Annotated in this window: 12 protein-coding genes; 4 read left to right on the top strand and 8 right to left on the bottom strand. The window is 71.4% G+C overall.

The window, feature by feature from the left end:
• Positions 1-13: 13 nt before the first annotated feature.
• Entirely contained in the window at positions 14-2,776 is a 2,763-nt protein-coding gene (locus HQK15_RS09800; protein WP_173491290.1) for a coiled-coil domain-containing protein, read from the bottom strand.
• Between the two features lie 276 nt (positions 2,777-3,052).
• Between HQK15_RS09800 and HQK15_RS09795 the strand changes: the two genes are divergently transcribed.
• Genes HQK15_RS09795 through HQK15_RS09780 form a run of 4 tightly spaced genes read left to right on the top strand, consistent with a single transcriptional unit; the run spans position 3,053 to position 6,731 of the window.
• Positions 3,053-4,312: a glycosyltransferase family 4 protein gene (locus tag HQK15_RS09795; protein WP_173491289.1), complete on the top strand. Its 1,260-nt coding sequence runs from the start codon at positions 3,053-3,055 to the stop codon at positions 4,310-4,312.
• Complete coding sequence (locus tag HQK15_RS09790; protein WP_173491288.1) at positions 4,299-5,012, top strand: class I SAM-dependent methyltransferase; 714 nt, start codon at positions 4,299-4,301, stop codon at positions 5,010-5,012. Before HQK15_RS09795 ends, HQK15_RS09790 begins: the two co-directional genes overlap by 14 nt.
• Before the next feature lie 4 nt (positions 5,013-5,016).
• Positions 5,017-6,084, top strand: a complete 1,068-nt coding sequence (locus tag HQK15_RS09785) for a prenyltransferase (RefSeq protein ID WP_217361576.1) — start codon at positions 5,017-5,019, stop codon at positions 6,082-6,084.
• Positions 6,066-6,731, top strand: a complete 666-nt coding sequence (locus HQK15_RS09780; RefSeq protein WP_367649131.1) for a class I SAM-dependent methyltransferase — start codon at positions 6,066-6,068, stop codon at positions 6,729-6,731. Before HQK15_RS09785 ends, HQK15_RS09780 begins: the two co-directional genes overlap by 19 nt.
• A 4-nt stretch (positions 6,732-6,735) precedes the next feature.
• Here HQK15_RS09780 and glgB read toward each other — a convergent pair whose 3' ends face one another.
• The 7 genes from glgB to HQK15_RS09745 form a co-directional block, all read right to left on the bottom strand.
• A complete protein-coding gene (gene glgB, locus HQK15_RS09775; protein ID WP_173491287.1) occupies positions 6,736-8,646 on the bottom strand; it encodes a 1,4-alpha-glucan branching protein GlgB in 1,911 nt (636 codons plus the stop codon).
• Positions 8,643-10,043, bottom strand: a complete 1,401-nt coding sequence (locus tag HQK15_RS09770; protein WP_173491286.1) for a maltokinase N-terminal cap-like domain-containing protein — start codon at positions 10,041-10,043, stop codon at positions 8,643-8,645. The genes glgB and HQK15_RS09770 overlap by 4 nt, the downstream gene beginning before the upstream one ends.
• Entirely contained in the window at positions 10,040-11,884 is a 1,845-nt protein-coding gene (gene treS, locus HQK15_RS09765) for a maltose alpha-D-glucosyltransferase (RefSeq protein ID WP_173491285.1), read from the bottom strand. Before treS ends, HQK15_RS09770 begins: the two co-directional genes overlap by 4 nt.
• A 2-nt stretch (positions 11,885-11,886) precedes the next feature.
• Positions 11,887-13,851 carry an alpha-1,4-glucan--maltose-1-phosphate maltosyltransferase gene (locus HQK15_RS09760; RefSeq protein ID WP_173491284.1) on the bottom strand — a complete coding sequence of 655 codons (1,965 nt, stop codon included), beginning with the start codon at positions 13,849-13,851 and terminating at the stop codon, positions 11,887-11,889.
• A 77-nt stretch (positions 13,852-13,928) separates the two neighbouring features.
• The gene (locus tag HQK15_RS09755) at positions 13,929-14,609 is read right to left on the bottom strand and encodes an alpha/beta hydrolase (protein WP_173491283.1); all 681 of its coding nucleotides are present in this window, start codon (positions 14,607-14,609) and stop codon (positions 13,929-13,931) included.
• A gap of 40 nt (positions 14,610-14,649) precedes the next feature.
• Complete coding sequence (gene glgX, locus HQK15_RS09750) at positions 14,650-16,776, bottom strand: glycogen debranching protein GlgX (RefSeq protein WP_173491282.1); 2,127 nt, start codon at positions 16,774-16,776, stop codon at positions 14,650-14,652.
• A gap of 76 nt (positions 16,777-16,852) precedes the next feature.
• Positions 16,853-17,344, bottom strand: a complete 492-nt coding sequence (locus tag HQK15_RS09745; RefSeq protein WP_173491281.1) for a hypothetical protein — start codon at positions 17,342-17,344, stop codon at positions 16,853-16,855.
• Positions 17,345-17,386: the final 42 nt, after the last annotated feature.

The following is a 17,386-nucleotide window of genomic DNA, read 5'->3' as shown; positions in this document are numbered from 1 at the left end:
CGGATCGAAGGAGTCACTTGCGTCGGACGACTCTTTTTTTGATCTTGGGGGCGAGTGCCCCAGAGTCGTCGTTCACCTCCTCGGGCGAATGATCCTCGTGACCGGCAGGAACCTCGTCGACGTACTCGTCGACATACTCATCGACCAGCGGGGCCGGAGCGCTCAACGGGGTCGAGGCCGACGCGTGGTTGGCCATGACGATGTGCTCCTGCGCGACGCGCTCGGCCTCGGCCTCGGCGGCGGCGACCCACTCGAGCGCGGTGCGCTCTGCCTCCTGCAGCTTCTCCTCGGCAGCGGACCGGGCTGCTGCCACCGCCTGGCTGAGTCGCTCCTGCGCGTCGCGCTTGGACTGCAGCGTGACCCGCTCGGCCTCGGCCTGCGCCGCAGCGACCCGTTGTCGGGCGTCCTCCTGCGACTGGTCGGCGACCCGTTGCGCCTCTGCCTGGGCCAGGGCGATACGGTCGGCGGCGTCCTTCTCGGCCTGGGCGACCTTGCGCTCGGCGTCGAGGCGCGCGGCCTCGACGTCGCTGGCGAGCTTGCGCTCGGCCTCCTCGCGGGCCTCGCCGGCTGCTCGAGCGGCCTCGGCCGCCTCGGCGGCGACCCGCTCGGCCTCGGCCTGTGCTGCACGGATCTTCTCGGCGGCGACACTCTCGGCATCGGCCAGCTTGGCAGCGGCCTCGGCACGCTCGGCCTCGGCCTCCTGGGCGAGCTGGGCGGCTTCCTGGTTGGCTCGATCGACCAGCGCCTTGGCCTCGTCGCGCTCGCGGGCGAGCTCGGCTGCGGCCTCCTCGTGGCGCTGGGCTGCCTCGGCGGCCAGACGATCGGCCTGCACCTTGGCAGCGACGAGCTTCTCCTCGGCGGCACGCTCGGCGTCGGCGACGCGGACAGCGATCGCGACCCGCTCGGCGGCGGTCTCCTGCGCGTACTTCTCGGCCTCGGCCTTGGCGGCCGCCACATGGCTGGCTGCCGACTCCTCGGCCTCCCGCACGGTGCGCTCGGACTCTGCCTTGACCTCGGCGAGGCGGGCGTCGGCCTCCTCGCGCTCCTTGGCGAGCTGGGCCAGTGCGGCCTCGCGATCGGCGGCAGCCTGCGCCGCGACCTTCTCGGCCTCGGCCTGGGCCGCGGCGACGTGGCCGGCGGAGGTCCGCTCGGCCTCGGCGACGATCCGCTCGGACTCCGCCTTGACGTCGGCGAGGCGGGCGTCGGCCTCCTCGCGCTGCTGGGCGAGCTGGGCCAGCGCGGCCTCACGATCGGCGGCAGCCTGCGCCGCGACCTTCTCGGCCTCGGCCCGTGCGGCCTCGATGCGGCGCTGCGCATCCTGCTCGGCTGCCTCGAGACGACGCTGGGCCGCCTCCTCGGCGGCCTTCTCGGCCTCGGCCAGACGACGCTCGGCGGTCACCTTGGCGTCGACCTCGGCCTGCTCGGCGAGGCGTCGCGCCTCGGCCTCGGCCTGCTCGATGCGCTGCTGCGCCTCCTGCTCGGCCTTGGCCTTGGCGGCGGCGACTCGCTCGTCGGCTGCCTTCTGCAGCTCGGCGATCTTGGCGGCAGCGGCCTCGCGCTCACGCTCGATCTCGGCCGACACCCGGTCGGCCTCCTGCTGGGCGGCACTGACGCGCTCGGCGGCGGCCTGCTCGGCAGCCTTGAGCTTGGCGGCGGTCACCTCGCGCTGGGCGGCCTCGTCGGCGCTCAGGCGGGCGGTGACCTCGGCGCGCTCGCGCGCTGCCTCCTCCATCAGGCGAGCAGCCTCGGCGCGAGCCGCGGCGACACGCTGCTGGGCGGCCGCGCTGGCCGCAGCAAGCTTTTCGGCAAAGGTGACGGTCGGGGTCTCGGCCGCGGGACGCTCGTAGGAGGGCGTCTCGGCAGGACGCTCGTAGGACGGCTGCTCGGCGGGCTGCTCGGCGACCGGCTCAGGCTCCGGCGGGGCGACGGGTGCCTCGACCACCGGCTCGGGCTCGGGCTCGGGCTCGGCGTCGACGATGGTCTCGATGACCGGTTCCTCGACGACGACCGGCTCGGGCTCGGGCGCCGGCTCGGACTCCTGGGCCACGACCGGCTCCTCCACGGGCGCCGGCTCGGGCTCGACGGCCGGCTGCTCGACGGTCTCGCCGGAGAGCTCGGCCGCGGTGGGCGCTCCGCCGAAGCGGCTGAAGGGCGACTGCTGCGGCGCTTCGGGCTCGTCGGCAACGACGGTGTCCTCGACCGGGGGTGCGGCCAGGCGCGACTCGACGAAGTAGGGCTCGGGAGCTGCAGGCTGCACCTGCTCCTCGACCGGCGCCTCGTCACGGATCGCGTCGAACGACTGCGTCTGCTCGAGCTCAGGCCCGGCGTCGAGACGGTCCGGCGGGGTCGAGACGGCCTCGCGGGCCGCGTCGAGCTTCTCGGCGAGGGTCTTCTCCGCCGGCGCCTCACTGGCCGGCGCCTCGCTGCCACGCCCGGTCTGACGCTTCTCGGCGGCAAACGCCTTGGCCGCGGCACGCTCGGCCTTGCGCTTGTCGGCGGCTGCCTGTCGGGCGGCGCGCGCTGCTGCGCGGCGGGCCCGGGGGCTGTTGTCGCCCTCGTCGCCCTGGGGCTCGGCCGACTCATCGATGCTGGCCGCGGCACGACGCAGGGCGTCACCGGCCTGGGGACGGGCTTCGGAGGTGTCCTTGCTCGTCGAGGTGGGCGGGACGGGCGTCGACGCGCCGTCTCCCTCGCCCTGCGCGAGCATGTCCGCAGCAACCTGCAACGGATCGGCCCGCCGACGCTCGACCGGCTGGTTGGACTCTGAGTCGGTCATGACTCCCTTTCATTTACGGCACAGTGAAGAGACCGCTGATGGCACGTCGTTGATCAGTATGCCCCATCAGCCTCGTCTGTCACGCTGGTTCCAGCACGCCACAGCACGTGTGTTCGACAGGCTGTCGTGCGCTGTGACGGGCCACTGGGGACAACGACGCAACCCACCCGGAGGTCCCGCATCGATCTCGATCGATCCTGCGTCCTGACCGCTGGCGCCGCGATTGCCGCCACCCGGCATGATGGTCCCTCTACCGATGAGTAACGAGGAGGCCGGGTGCGCATCGCGCTGCTGTCGTACCGGAGCAAGGAGCACTGCGGTGGGCAGGGCGTCTACGTCCGCCACCTGAGCCGGGGGCTGGCCGAGCTCGGTCACGACGTGGAAATCTTCTCGGGACAGCCCTATCCCGAGGACCTCGACCCCCGCGTCACGCTCACGAAGGTCCCCAGCATGGACTTCTTCCGCGAGCCCGACCCGTTCCGCACCCCCCGACTGAGCGAGTTCCGCAGCGCGACAGACGTGCTGGAGTATGCGCTCACGTGCACCGGGTGCTTCGCCGAGCCGCTGACGTTCAGCCTGCGGGCCGCGAAGATCCTCAGGGACCGGGCCCACGAGTTCGACGTCGTCCACGACAACCAGAGCCTCGGCTACGGGCTCCTGGCCATGATGCGCCGCGGTGTCCCCCTCGCGGCCACGGTGCACCACCCGATCAGCCGCGACCGTCTGGTCGACCTGGCGGCCGCGCGCGGCTGGCGCCGCAAGCTGTCGGTCTCGCGGTGGTACAGCTTCGTGCCGATGCAGGCGCGCGTCGCCCGTCGCATCCCGATCGTGCTGGCCGTCGCCGGCGCCTCGGCCGCCGACTCGGTCGCCGACTTCGACCTCGACCCGGCACAGATGCGCATCGTCCCGCTCGGGGTCGACACCGACCTCTTCGCACCGGCGGACGGTCGCGTGCCCGGCCGCATCGTCGCGGTCGCCAGTGCCGACCGCCCGCTCAAGGGCGTCGTCCACCTCCTCGAGGCAGTCGCCAAGCTCCGCACCGACCACGACGTCGAGCTGCAGCTGGTGTCGAACCTCGAGCCCGGGGGGCCGACCGAGCGCCGCATCACCGAGCTCGGCATCGGCGACGCCGTCCACGTCGTCAACAACATCTCCGACCAGGAGCTCGCCTCACTGCTCGCCTCGGCCGAGGTCATGTGCGTCCCCTCTCTCTACGAGGGGTTCTCGCTGCCCACCGTCGAGGCGATGTCGTGCGGCACGCCCGTCGTCGCGAGCCGCGCCGGCGCGCTGCCCGAGGTCGTCGGCGACGACGGCACCTGCGCCGTCCTGGTCGAGCCGGGCGATCCCGAGGCCCTCGCCTCCGCGATCCGCGACCTGCTCGACTCGCCCGAGACCCGTGAGCGGCTCGGGTCCGCAGGCCGCCGCCGCGCGCTCGACCGCTACAGCTGGACGTCGGTGGCCGAGGCCACCGTCGCCGCCTACACCGAGGCCATCGAGGCCGCCCGCACCCGGAGGAACCGCCATGCTGACCGTTGACTTCGATCGCCTCCGCGTCGGTCGCCGCACCCGCTTCATCGACGTGGGCGCCGGCGCCGGTCGCCACTCCTACGAGGCGCTGCGACGCGGCGCGACGGTCACTGCCTTCGACATGGACGAGGTCGAGCTCAAGGGCGTCGACGGCATGTTCGGGGCGATGGCCGAGGTCGGTGAGGTCCCGCCGGGCGGCTCCGGCGAGGTCAAGGTCGGCGACATCCTCGACATGCCCTACGCCGACGGCACGTTCGACGTGGTCCTCGCCTCGGAGATCCTCGAGCACGTCCCCGAGGACGACCGGGCGATCAGCGAGCTCGTCCGCATCCTCGCACCGGGCGGCATCCTGGCGATCACCGTGCCGCGCTGGCTGCCGGAGCGGATCTGCTGGGCGCTCTCGGACGAGTACCACGCCAACGAGGGCGGCCACATCCGCATCTTCAAGGCCGACGAGCTCCAGGCCAAGGTCGAGGCCCACGGCCTGACGACGACCCACCGTCACCACGCGCACGCGCTGCACTCGCCCTTCTGGTGGCTCAAGTGCGCCGTCGGCGTCAACCGCGACCAGCACCCTGCCGTCCGCGCCTACCACCAGCTGCTGGTGTGGGACATGATGAAGGCGCCCGCGGCGACGCGGCTGACGGAGAAGGCCCTCAACCCGGTCATCGGCAAGTCCGTCGCGCTGTACTTCCACAAGCCGTTCTGAGTCCGTGAGCACCGTGGCGCGCCTTCCCTCCGTCCCCGGGGTCCTGAGCACCTCCCAGGTCGAGCAGACCGCCGAGGCGATCGCCGCGACCCAGCTGTCGTCCGGCGCGATCCCGTGGTTCGCCGGCGGCCACACCGATCCGTGGGACCATGTGCAGGCCGCCATGGCGCTCAGCGCCTCCGGCCGGCTCGAGGCCGCGGCGCGGGCGTACGAGTGGTCGCGCACGCACCAGCGCACCGACGGGACCTGGGCGATCAAGTACCAGGACGAGGTCGTGGAGGACGCCAACACCGACTCCAACTTCTGCGCCTACCTCGCCACGGGCGTCTGGCACCACTGGCGCGTCACCGGTGGACGGGCGTTCGTCGACGTGATGTGGCCCGCCGTCGAGCGGGGGCTCGACGCGGTGCTGACGATGCAGCGGCAGGACGGGACGATCGCCTGGGCGGCCGGCCCCGGCGGACCGCTCGACGAGGCACTCGTGACGGGCAACGCCAGCATCCACCTCAGCCTGCGGTGCGGCCTCGCCCTCGCCGACGTGGTCGGCGAGACCCGTCCCGACTGGGAGCTGGCGGCCGCACGACTGCGCCACGCGCTGGACGACCATCCCGAGCTGTTTGCCGCCAAGGCGACCCACGCCATGGACTGGTACTACCCCGTGCTCGGCGGCGCCCTCTCCCCCGTCGACGGCGCCGACCGCATCGACGACCGATGGGACGAGTTCGTGGTGGACGGCCTCGGCTCGCGCTGCGTCTCGACCAACCCGTGGGTCACCGGAGCCGAGACGTGCGAGCTCGTGCTCGCCCTCGACGTCCTCGGCCGGGGCGACGAGGCGCGTCGCCAGCTCGCAGCGATGCAGCACCTGCGCGACGACGACGGCTCCTACTGGACCGGGCTCGTCTACGACGACGGCGTGCGGTGGCCCGTCGAGCGCACGACGTGGACCGCCGCGACCGTCGTGCTGGCGGCCGACGCACTCTCGCGGACGACCGCCGCGAGTGGACTGTTCCGCGGCGAGGACCTGCCTCGCTGCGAGTGGAAGGTGGACGACCCGTGCCCGGCAGCGACGTGAGCGAGACCTTCCCCGACGAGCTGGCGCGCCTCGTCGCCGACACCAGGGGCTTCATGCCCGACGACGAGGGGCTCGCGTTGCACGCCGCAGCGCTGCAGCACTCCGCCGGCGGGGTCGTCGTCGAGATCGGCACCTACTGCGCGAAGTCGACGATCTACCTGGGACACGCGGCGTCCGTGCGCGGCTCGACGGTCGTGACGATCGACCACCACCGCGGCTCCGAGGAGCAGCAGCCCGGCTGGGAGTACCACGACGAGTCGACCGTCGACCCCGATCTCGGGCTCATGGACACGCTGCCCTTCGCCCGCCGGACGGTCGCGACCGCGGGTCTCGAGGACGTCGTGGTCCTCATGGTCGGGCGGTCGTCGGCGATCTCCCGGTGGTGGGACACCGCCCTCGACCTGGTGTTCATCGACGGCGGCCACACCGACGAGGCGGCCCAGGCCGACTTCCACGGCTGGGCGCCGCGGGTGCGGCTCGGCGGAGCGCTGGTGATCCACGACGTGTTCCCCGACCCGGCCGACGGGGGCCAGGCCCCGTACCGGATCTACCGCGAGGCCATCGACAGCGGCGAGTTCGTCGAGCAGTCCGTGACCGGCTCGCTGCGCGTGCTGCAGCGCGTCGTCCTGTCCGCCCACGCCCACTGAGGGGTCAGGGAGCGCTGAGCCAGACGACTCCGGCCGGCGGCAGCTGGACGACGGCAGAGGCCGCGAACCCGTGCATCGGGACGTCCTCCGTCGTGACCGCACCGAGGTTGCCCACGCCGGAGCCGCCGTAGATCTCGCTGTCGGTGTTGAGCACCTCACGCCAGGTGCCCGATGCCGGCAGACCCACGCGGTAGTCGTGGTGCGGCGACCCGGAGAAGTTGGCCAGGCACGCCAGCTGCGAACCGTCCGTCCCCGTGCGCAGGAAGCAGACGACGTTGCCGGCCACGTCGCTGGCGTCGATCCAGGCGAATCCCTCGGGCCGGCTGTCGACCGAGTAGAGCGCCGGAGCCGACCGGTAGAGCGCGTTGAGATCGCTGACCAGGTGCAGGATGCCCGAGTGCAACGGGTCCTCGAGCTGCTGCCACTCCAGCGACCGCGACTCGGCCCACTCCGACTCCTGCCCGAACTCGCCACCCATGAAGAGCATCTGCTTGCCCGGGTGCGCCCACATGAACGCCAGCAGGCCGCGGACTCCCGCCGCCTTGTTCCACGCGTCGCCGGGCATGCGACCCCACAGCGATCCCTTGCCGTGGACGACCTCGTCGTGCGAGAGGGGCAGGATGAAGTGCTCGCTCCACGCGTAGTCGATCGAGAACGTCATCTCGCCGTGGTGGTACGACCGGTGCACCGGCTCGTGCCCCAGGTAGGAGAGCGTGTCGTGCATCCAGCCCATGTTCCACTTGAAGCCGAAGCCGAGACCGTCGCCGTCGGTGGGGCTCGTGACACCGGGCCACGCGGTCGACTCCTCGGCGATCATCAGCACGCCGGGATGGTGCTTGTAGACCGTCGCGTTGAGCTCCTGGAGCAGCTGCACCGCCTCGAGGTTCTCGCGGCCGCCGTGCACGTTGGGCACCCACTCCCCGTCGTTGCGGGAGTAGTCGAGGTAGAGCATCGAGGCCACGGCGTCGACCCGCAGGCCGTCGAGGTGGAACTCCTCGAGCCAGTAGAGCGCGTTGGCGACCAGGAAGTTGCGCACCTCGGGACGTCCGAAGTCGAAGACGTACGTGCCCCAGTCGGGCTGCTCGCCGCGGCGCGGGTCGGGGTGCTCGTAGAGCGGGGTGCCGTCGAAGCGCGCGAGGGCCCACTCGTCCTTGGGGAAGTGCGCGGGCACCCAGTCGACGATGACGCCGAAGCCTCGGCGGTGCAGCTCGTCGACGAACCAGCGGAAGTCGTCGGGCGAGCCGAAGCGCGACGTCGGGGCGTAGTAGGACGTGACCTGGTAGCCCCAGGACCCGCCGAAGGGGTGCTCGGCGATCGGCATGAGCTCGACGTGCGTGAAGCCCGTCTCGGTGAGGTAGTCCGCGAGCTCGTCGGCGAGCTCTCGGTAGTCGAGCCCCTGCCGCCACGAGCCGAGGTGAACCTCGTAGATGCTGACGGGGGCGTCGAGCCATCGCGTCGCGTCACGCGCGGCCGTCCACGCGTCGTCCTTCCACACGTGCCGGCTGGACGTGACGATCGAGGCCGTCGCGGGCGGCACCTCGGTGCCGTACGCCATGGGGTCGGCCTTCTCGTGCCACTGGCCGTCCGGTCCGTGGATGCGGAACTTGTAGGCCGTCCCGGCGCCCACACCGGGGACGAACAGGTCCCACACGCCCGAGTCGCCGAGGGCACGCATGCCGTGGCCCGCACCGTCCCAGAAGTTGAAGTCGCCCACGACCTGGACGGCCTGCGCGTGGGGGGCCCAGACCGCGAACGACGTGCCCTCGACGGGCCCGTCGGCACCGTCGTAGGTGCGGACGCGTGCGCCGAGCACCTCCCACAGCCGCTCGTGGCGGCCCTCCCTGATCAGGTGGAGGTCGAGCTCCCCGATCGCCGGGGGCCACACGCTGGTCGATGCATCTGCGGATCCCGTCATGCGGTCTCCTCCTCGGTCATCAGTCGGGCGATGGACGACAGCGGCACGGCCAGCCAGTCGGGACGGTTGGCGTGCTCGTAGCCGACCTCGTAGACCGCCTTGTCGAGCTCGAGGGCCCGCAGCAGGTCGGTCTGGTCGCGTGGGTCGCTGCCCGCCACGGCTGCGTAGCCGTCGCAGAACGCGCTGCGGTTGCGCGCAGCCCAGGTCATGGCGCGCTCGACGTCGCCGGGCTCCTCCGGCTGGCCCACCAGCAGCTGCTGGGCGGCGTAGTCGAAGGATCGCAGCATGCCGGCGACGTCACGCAGCGGGGACCGCAGCGCCGAGCGCTCGGCGAGGCTGGCGGCCGGCTCCCCCTCGAAGTCGAGCACGAGCCAGCCGAGCAGGGTGCGGAGCACCTGGCCCAGGTGCAGGTCGCCGTGGACGTATTGCATCGGCACGGGGGTGTCGATGTCGCCGACCTTCTCGAACGCGGCCCGCAGCGCGGGCACGTGATCGGCCAGCTCCGGCACGTCGGCCGCGACCCGGTCGAGCCGGTCGAGCATCGAGGTGACGGTGCGGGCGAGCTCGGCCCGGTCGCCCTCCTCGGTGCCGAGCGCGCGGGCGAGGTCGGCGTGCATGGTCGCGATGGCCCGTCCCAGGCGCGCGGCCTCGCTGGCGAAGTCGCCGCCGAGCTCCTCGGGCGGCAGGCCCTCGGCCATGAAGTCGCGGACGCTCGTGGTCGCCATGACCCAGCCGTCGGCGGCGTCAGGCATGAAGCGCTGGAGCATGCCGATCGTGACCGGCTCGCCGTTGAGCTCGCCGCTGATCGATCCGAGCGGGTCGGCGATGTGCTCGCAGCCCACCTCGCGCAGGGCCCGGTGCAGCTGCAGGTCCTTGTTGAGGCCGGGCGTGAGCTTGCGGAAGAGCTTGAGGATGTACTGGTTGCCGTAGACCAGCGAGGTGTTGCTCTGCTCGGACGTGATGGGGTGCGCGCGCAGACCCGTCACCAGCTCGACACCGGGCTCGGCCTCGAAGGCCAGTCCGTCGACGACGGCGCCGGTGGCCATCAGCTCGAGCAGGGACGCCGTCAGGTCGGCGTCACCGCTGGCCTCGTAGCAGGCCAACCCACTGTCGGGACCGATCGAGGCCGACGAGGCGACGTCGGGCACGTCGGACTGCCGGCGGCCGATCAGCAGCTGGTAGGGCTCGGTGCGATCGCCCTGCTCGACCTCGACGACGAGGTGGAGCAGCAGCGGGTCACCGTCGCGCACCGTGCTCCACGAGGCGGGCCGCACCGCCGTGATCGGCCGGTCCTTGCCCGCGAACCAGCGCTGGGTGGGCAGCCACGCCGGCAGCTCGGCGACGAGCCGCTCGACCAGGTCGTCGTGGCCCGAAGGTACGTCCACGGGCCCGCTCATGCGAGACTCCTCCGCTCGCCCTCGTCGCCCAGCTCGGAGAGCTGGAACCAGTAGAAGCCGTGCCCGGGCAGCGTGAGCAGGTAGGGCAGCTCGCCGATGCGGGGGAACCGGACGCTGCCGGTGAGCTCGACCGGGGTCGCACCCTGGTGCTCGGCCAGCTCGAGCTCGACCGGCTGCGGGAAGCGCGAGAGGTTGTTGACGCACAGGACGACGTCCTGCTCGCCGTCAGGACGCGTGTAGACCCGCTTGTAGGCCAGCACGCTCGGGTTGGAGCCGCCGAGGTCGACGAACTCGCCCTCGCCGAACGCGACGTGCTCCTTGCGGACCGCGATCATGCGCCGGGTCCAGTTGAGCAGCGATGCGGCGTTGCCCTGCTGCGCCTCGACGTTGATCGCCTCGTAGCCGTAGGTCGGGTCCATGATCGGCGGCAGGTAGACGCGGCCCGGGTCGGAGCGCGAGAAGCCGGCGTTGCGGTCGGGCGACCACTGCATCGGGGTGCGGACCGCGTCACGGTCGCCGAGCCAGATGTTGTCGCCCATGCCGATCTCGTCGCCGTAGTAGAGCACCGGCGAGCCCGGGAGGCTCAGGAGCATCGCCGTGAACAGCTCGAGCTGGTTGCGGTCGTTGTCGAGCAGCGGGGCGAGCCGGCGACGGATGCCGATGTTGGCCTTCATCCGCGGGTCGGTGGCGTACTCGGAGTACATGTAGTCGCGTTCCTCGTCGGTCACCATCTCGAGGGTGAGCTCGTCGTGGTTGCGCAGGAAGATGCCCCACTGCGTGCCGGTCGGGATCTGGGGCGTCTGCGCGAGGATCTCCGAGATCGGGAAGCGCGACTCGCGCCGCACCGCCATGAAGATGCGCGGCATGAGCGGGAAGTGGAATGCCATGTGGCACTCGTCGCCGCCGACATCGGGGTTGCCGAAGTACTCCACGACGTCGGCCGGCCACTGGTTGGCCTCGGCCAGCAGGATCCGGCCCGGGAACTCCCGGTCGATCGTCTCGCGGGTCTTGCGGAGGTACTCGTGCGTGCGCGGGAGGTTCTCGCAGTTGGTGCCCTCCTCCTCGAACAGGTAGGGCACGGCGTCGAGGCGGAAGCCGTCGATTCCCAGGTCGAGCCAAAACCGCAGGACGTCCAGCATCGCCTCTTGGACCTCTTCGTTCTCGAAGTTGAGGTCGGGCTGGTGGCTGAAGAAGCGGTGCCAGAAGAACTGGCCACGGACGGGGTCGTACGTCCAGTTGGACGACTCGGTGTCGACGAAGATGATGCGTGCGTCGGGGTACTGCTGGTCGTCGTCGCTCCACACGTAGTAGTCGCCGTAGGGGCCGTCCGGGTCGTTGCGCGAGGCCTGGAACCACGGGTGGGCGTCCGACGTGTGGTTGAGCACCAGGTCGGTGATGACGCGGATGTCGCGCTTGTGCGCCTCCTCGAGCAGGTAGACGAAGTCGTCGACCGTGCCGAACTCGGGCAGGACAGCGCGGAAGTCGCTGATGTCGTAGCCGCCGTCGCGCAGGGGCGAGGCGTAGAACGGCGGGAGCCACAGGCAGTCGACGCCGAGCCACTGCAGGTAGTCCAGCTTGCCGGCCAGTCCGCGCAGGTCGCCCGTGCCGTCGCCGTTGGAGTCGGCGAACGCCCGCACGAGGACCTCGTAGAAGACGGCTCGCTTGAACCACTCGGGGTTGTCGCTGGCCTGGTCGGCGTGCTCGAAGTCGGCGGCCTCGGGCTGGACGAGCGTGCCGTCGGCCTCGACGTCCTCGCCGGTGTGCGGGGTGTCCTCGAGGCCGCTGAGCGCGGCGTCGGGTGCGGGAGTCGTGCCGTCGTGCGTGCGGATGTCGTCCTCCATGATCAGGCCTCCTTCGGGTGGATGCTCACGACGTGTGCGACGGCGCGAATCGGGTCGAGTCGTACGTAGTTGGTGGCGCCCCAGTCGTAGGTCTCCCCCGTCACCTCGTCGTGGGCGACGACCCGGTCGTCCCAGTCGTGGCCGAGCGTCGGCAGGTCGAGGTGCAGGATGCCCTCCTGGGGGCCGTGCGGGTCGAGCGACACGATCACCACGACGACATCACCTGTTGCCGGATCGGTCTTGGAGTAGGCCAGCAGCGCGTCGTTGTCGACCTGGTGGACGGCCAGGGTCCGCATCTGCTGCAGCGCCGGATGGGCCCGCCGGATCTCGTTGAGGCGGGTGATCCACGGCTCCAGGGACCGTCCCTGCGCGAGCGCCGCGTCGAAGTCGCGCGGGCGCAGCTCGAACTTCTCGCTGTGGAGGTACTCCTCGCTGCCGGGCTTCTGCGGCTCGTGCTCGTAGAGCTCGAACCCGGAGTAGACGCCCCACGTGGGCGACATCGTGGCCGCCAGCGCCGCCCGGATCGCGAACATCGCCGGACCGCCGACCTGCAGGTGCTCCGGGAGGATGTCGGGAGTGTTCACGAACAGGTTGGCCCGCGACTCGTCCCACCGGTCGCGGATCTCCTCGGCGAACTCGGCGATCTCCTGCTTCTCGGTGCGCCACGTGAAGTAGGTGTAGCTCTGGGTGAAGCCTGCGCGACCGAGGCCGTACAGGCGTGCGGGTCGGGTGAAGGCCTCGGCGAGGAACAGGACGTCGGGGTGCGTCTGCTTGATCGTCGCGATGAGCCACGCCCAGAAGCTCGTCGGCTTGGTGTGCGGATTGTCGACCCGGAAGATCCGGACGCCCCGCTCGACCCACACCATCGTGACGCGCAGCATCTCGGCGTAGGCGGCGTCGGGGTCGTTGTCGAAGTTGAGCGGGTAGATGTCCTGGTACTTCTTGGGCGGGTTCTCCGCGTAGGCGATCGTGCCGTCGGGCAGGACGGTGAAGAACTCAGGATGCTCGGCCGCCCACGGGTGGTCGGGGGCTGCCTGCAGCGCGAGGTCGAGGGCGATCTCCAGGCCCAGGGCCCGGGCGCGCTTGACCAACGCGTCGAAGTCCTTGAACGTGCCGAGCTCGGGGTGGAGGGCGTCGTGACCGCCCTCCGCGGCGCCGATCGCCCATGGAGATCCCACGTCGCCGGGGGCCGGGGTCAAGGTGTTGTCCTTGCCCTTGCGGTTGACCCGCCCGATCGGGTGGATCGGGGGGAGGTAGACGACGTCGAAGCCCATGCGGGCCACGCGGTCGAGGGCCTTGGCAGTGGTCTTGAACGTGCCGTGGCGCGGCTGCCCCTTCTTGTCCACGCCGCCCGTGGAGCGGGGGAAGAGCTCGTACCAGGAGCCGAAGGCCGCGCGTCGGCGGTCGACCACGATCGTGTGCGGGTCGCCGGCGGTGACCAGCTCGCGGACCGGGTCGTCGTGCATGACCTGCTGCACCTCGGCGCCGAGGGCCAGGGCCACGCGGTCGGCGACGGGCAACGTGCGGGAGCGCAGGGCGGCGGCGGCGTCCTTGACGACCGTGCCGGCCCGCCCGGCGCCGGCCTTCTGGTCCAGCAGCCTGGCCCCGATCTCGAGGTCGTTGGCCAGCTCGTCGGCCGACTGGCCCGCCTCGACCTTGACCGATGCCGCGTGCGTCCACGTCGACCACGGATCGCTCCACGCGTCGACGCGGAAGGTCCAGAGACCCTCGGCATCAGGCACGATCGTCGCCGCGAACCGGTCGAGGCCCCGGCCGAGCTCGGCCATGCGGGTGCTGCGCGGGGTGCCGTCCGGGCCGGACCAGACGACCGTGGCCGCCACGGCGTCGTGCCCCTCGCGCCAGACCGTCGCAGTCACCGGGACGTGCTCGTCGACCACGGCCTTGGCCGGGTCCCTGCCGTCCCCGATGACCGGTCCTACGTCGTCGATGCCGAGTCGGCCAGTCATGCGGTCCCTTCCGTGGAGTCACGTCGTCGAAGTCCCGTACCCACCCTTGCACGCCCTACGCGCCGCCCGCACGTCCATCAGATCTCGATCGACGTCTCCCCTGCGAGCGCTCGCGCAACGACCCCTCGGGGGGTGCGGTCGGGCAACAGCGTCGACGCCATGAACGTGGCGGCAAGTCGGTCGAAGTCTGCGTGCCGGCGCAGCATCGCGTGCTTGCCACCGCCCACCCGGACGTACGCGACGTCCGCCGTGCGGGCCAGGAGTCGCGCCGCGGCGGCCGACCTCTCGGGGGCGGCGATGCGGTCGTCGGTGCCGTGCACCACCAGCACTCGACGACCGGCCAGGTCGACCTCGCCGTCGGCCGGATAGACCCACGGGTTGAGTGCCACGACACTGCGGACCTCGGGACGGTCGCCGGCCAGGATCGCAGCCCGGCCTCCCAGCGAGTGGCCGACCAGGCCGACCGGCAGGTCGGAGCCGAAGCCGTGCCTCAACTGGTCGATCGCCCAGTGCACGTCGTCGACGGGGGTGTGGGAGGTGTCCCAGCCCCGGGTGGAGTTGAGCAGACGGTAGACCGCGAGTCGACGTCGCCCCGCGCGGGCGACCCGGCGGGCGATCGGGATCATCCGGACGACCGAGAGCTGCGTCGGGCTGACCATCGGGTTGCCAAGGCGGCTCGCCCCGCCGTGAAGCACCAGCACGACACCTTCGGGGCGGCGTGGCTCGGAGGTCGCGATCAGGCGAGGACTGTTGGGCATGGACGCGGTGTACCCGTCGTCGGCCCTGCCCACACCTGTGTCACTGCTCTCGCGGCGCCTTGAGCAGCAGCAGCGAGCGTCCTGCCAGCGTGATCGACCCACCGGCGGCCAGCCTCTCGTCGCTCACCGGCGCTCCGTCGGGGGTGGTGGTGTCGAGCACCGGCTTGAAGGTCTCGCCGAACTCGCGGTCGGGCAGGGTCACCTCGACCGGCTCGGCGCCGGCGTGCAGCAGCAGGAGCCACGAGTGGTCGGTGAGGATCTGCCCGTCACGCGTGCGGGACTGGCTGTTGGACCCGTCGATCCACATGCCCAGGGTCCGTCGTTCCGGGTCGTGCCAGTCGGACTCGTCGAGCTCGCTGCCGTCGGGACGCAGCCAGATCAGGTCGGGGCGGCCGGTCGGCGTCGTGCGCCCGTCGAAGAACTCCGGCTGGCGCAGCGCGGGGCTGTCGGCCCGCAGGTGGATCACGCGCCGGGCGAACGCCAGCATCGCCTCGGACTCGTCGGTCGCGGTCCAGTCGACCCACGACGTCGGGTCGTCGAGGCAGTAGGCGTTGTTGTTGCCTCCCTGGGTGCGCCACCGCTCGTCGCCGGCGACGAACATCGGCGTGCCGGTCGAGAGCATGAGCGTCGCGAACAGGTTGCGGGCCTGGCGCTGCCGCAGGGTCACGACCTCGGTGTCGTCGGTCTCGCCTTCGACGCCGTGGTTCCAGGACCTGTTGTCGTCGGTGCCGTCGCGGTTGTCCTCGCCGTTGGCCTCGTTGTGCTTGCCGTCGTACGACACCAGGTCACGCAGGGTGAAGCCGTCGTGGGCGTTGACGAAGTTGATCGACTGCCACGGCCGGCGCAGCGTGTGGTCGTAGAGGTCGGCCGAGCCCGACAGCCGTGACGCGAGGTCGTCGACCCCGGCCTCGCCTCGCCAGAAGTCGCGCACGACGTCGCGGTAGATGCCGTTCCACTCGGCCCACTGCGCGCCGAAGTAGCCGACCTTGTAGCCCTCCCCCGTCGCGTCCCACGGCTCGGCGATGAGCTTGCAGCGCGACAGCACCGGGTCCTGGGCGATCGCCGTCAGCATCGTGGAGTGCATGTCGAACGCCCCTCCGTGGGGACGACCGAGCGTGCTCGCGAGGTCGAACCGGAACCCGTCGACGCCGAGCTCGGTCGTCCAGTAGCGCAGCGAGTCGGTCACCAGGCGGACCACCGTCGGTGACCCGGCATCGAGCGTGTTGCCGCAGCCGGTGATGTCGGCCATGTGGCCGTCGTCGTCGTGCAGGTAGTAGGCCGTCGCCTCGTAGCCGCGAAAGCTCAGGGTGGGTCCGTCGGGACCGCCCTCGCAGGTGTGGTTGTAGACGACGTCGACGATGACCTCGATGCCCGCGGCGTGCATCGCCGCGACCATCGTGCGGAACTCCTCGACCTCGTGGCCTGGCTCGCTCGCATAGCCCGCGTGCGGCGCGAAGTAGCCCAGCGGCGAGTAGCCCCAGTAGTTGTGCCGGCCGTCGCGGACGAGTGACGGCTCGTCGCTGAACGCGTGCACCGGCAGCAGCTCGACGCTCGTGACGCCGAGGCGGATCAGGTGGTCGACGACCGCGGGGTGCGCCAGCCCGAGGTAGGTGCCCCGCAGCGACTCGGGCACGTCGGGGTGCTGCTCGGTGAAGCCCTTGACGTGCAGCTCGTAGATCACGGTCTCCTCGAACGGCACCTCCGGCTTGACGCCAGTGTCTGGCCCGCCGGGGCTGGTGACGACGCTGAGCGGCACGCTGCCGAGGGAGTCGACCGTGCTGGGCTCGGGGCCCTCGGGATCGTCGGCGTAGCCGAGGGCGGCGGCCATGTCGGTCATCGAGCCGCTGATGCGGCGCGCATAGGGGTCGACGAGGATCTGGTGCGGGTTGCACCGCAGGCCGGTCTTGGGCTCGTACGGGCCGTGCACGCGGAAGCCGTACCGCTGCCCGGGCGTCACGCCGGGCACGAGCCCGTGCCAGACGCCGAACGTCCGCTCCGTCAGCTCGAAGCGCCGCTCACCGAGGTCGTCGTCGATCAGGCAGACCTCGACCCGTTCGGCGACGGTGCTCGCGACCGCGAACCGCACACCGCCCGCCTCGGGGTGGGCGCCCAGCGGGAACGGTCGCCCGGCGAGCACCTGGGAGTCGGACGTGGGGTGCGTGGCCATGGCGCCATTGTCTCAGGTCGATGTTTCCCGGTGGTGAATCTGCGGCGGGACCACCGAGATCACCACCGGAGGCTGCTCAGGCCTTGCGAGCCGCCCTGGCCTCGAGCTTGGCGGTCTTCTTCTCGGCCTTGGCCGCCTTCTTCTCCGCGCGGCGCACGGCGCGGCTCTCGCCGCGACCGTCGAGCACCAGGCTCGTGCCGATGCCGAGGAGCCAGACGTCCTTGGCGATCGGGGTGCCCTGCTGGGTCGGACGGATGCCGTCGCGCATGCCGGGGGTTTTGGCGTACAGGCCGAGCAGCCCGGCCGAGAACGCCGTCAGGCCGAGGCCGGCCTTGGTGGGCGAGACGGCCGGGGTCAGCAGGGCGGCGCCGAGCGCGATCTCGCCCGCGGCCAGCGCCTTGACGAAGATCGGCGGCTCGATGTTCTTCACGACGGGGTACGTGCCCGCGGCGAACCCGTGGAGCCCCGCGGCCGTCTCGGCGTCGGCCGACCACTTCGACAGGCCGGAGTTGAGGATGAACGAGCCTGCAGCAAGACGCAGCGGCACGTGGGCAAGACGGATCGACATGGGACCTCCGAGTAGGTGACGGTTCACGTCCCACCCTAGGTG

It is taken from the genome of Aeromicrobium stalagmiti (assembly GCF_013283745.1).
GTDB lineage: Bacteria > Actinomycetota > Actinomycetes > Propionibacteriales > Nocardioidaceae > Aeromicrobium > Aeromicrobium stalagmiti.
Note: the sequence above shows the minus strand (reverse complement) of the source record. Positions and strands in the feature narration are given on the sequence as shown.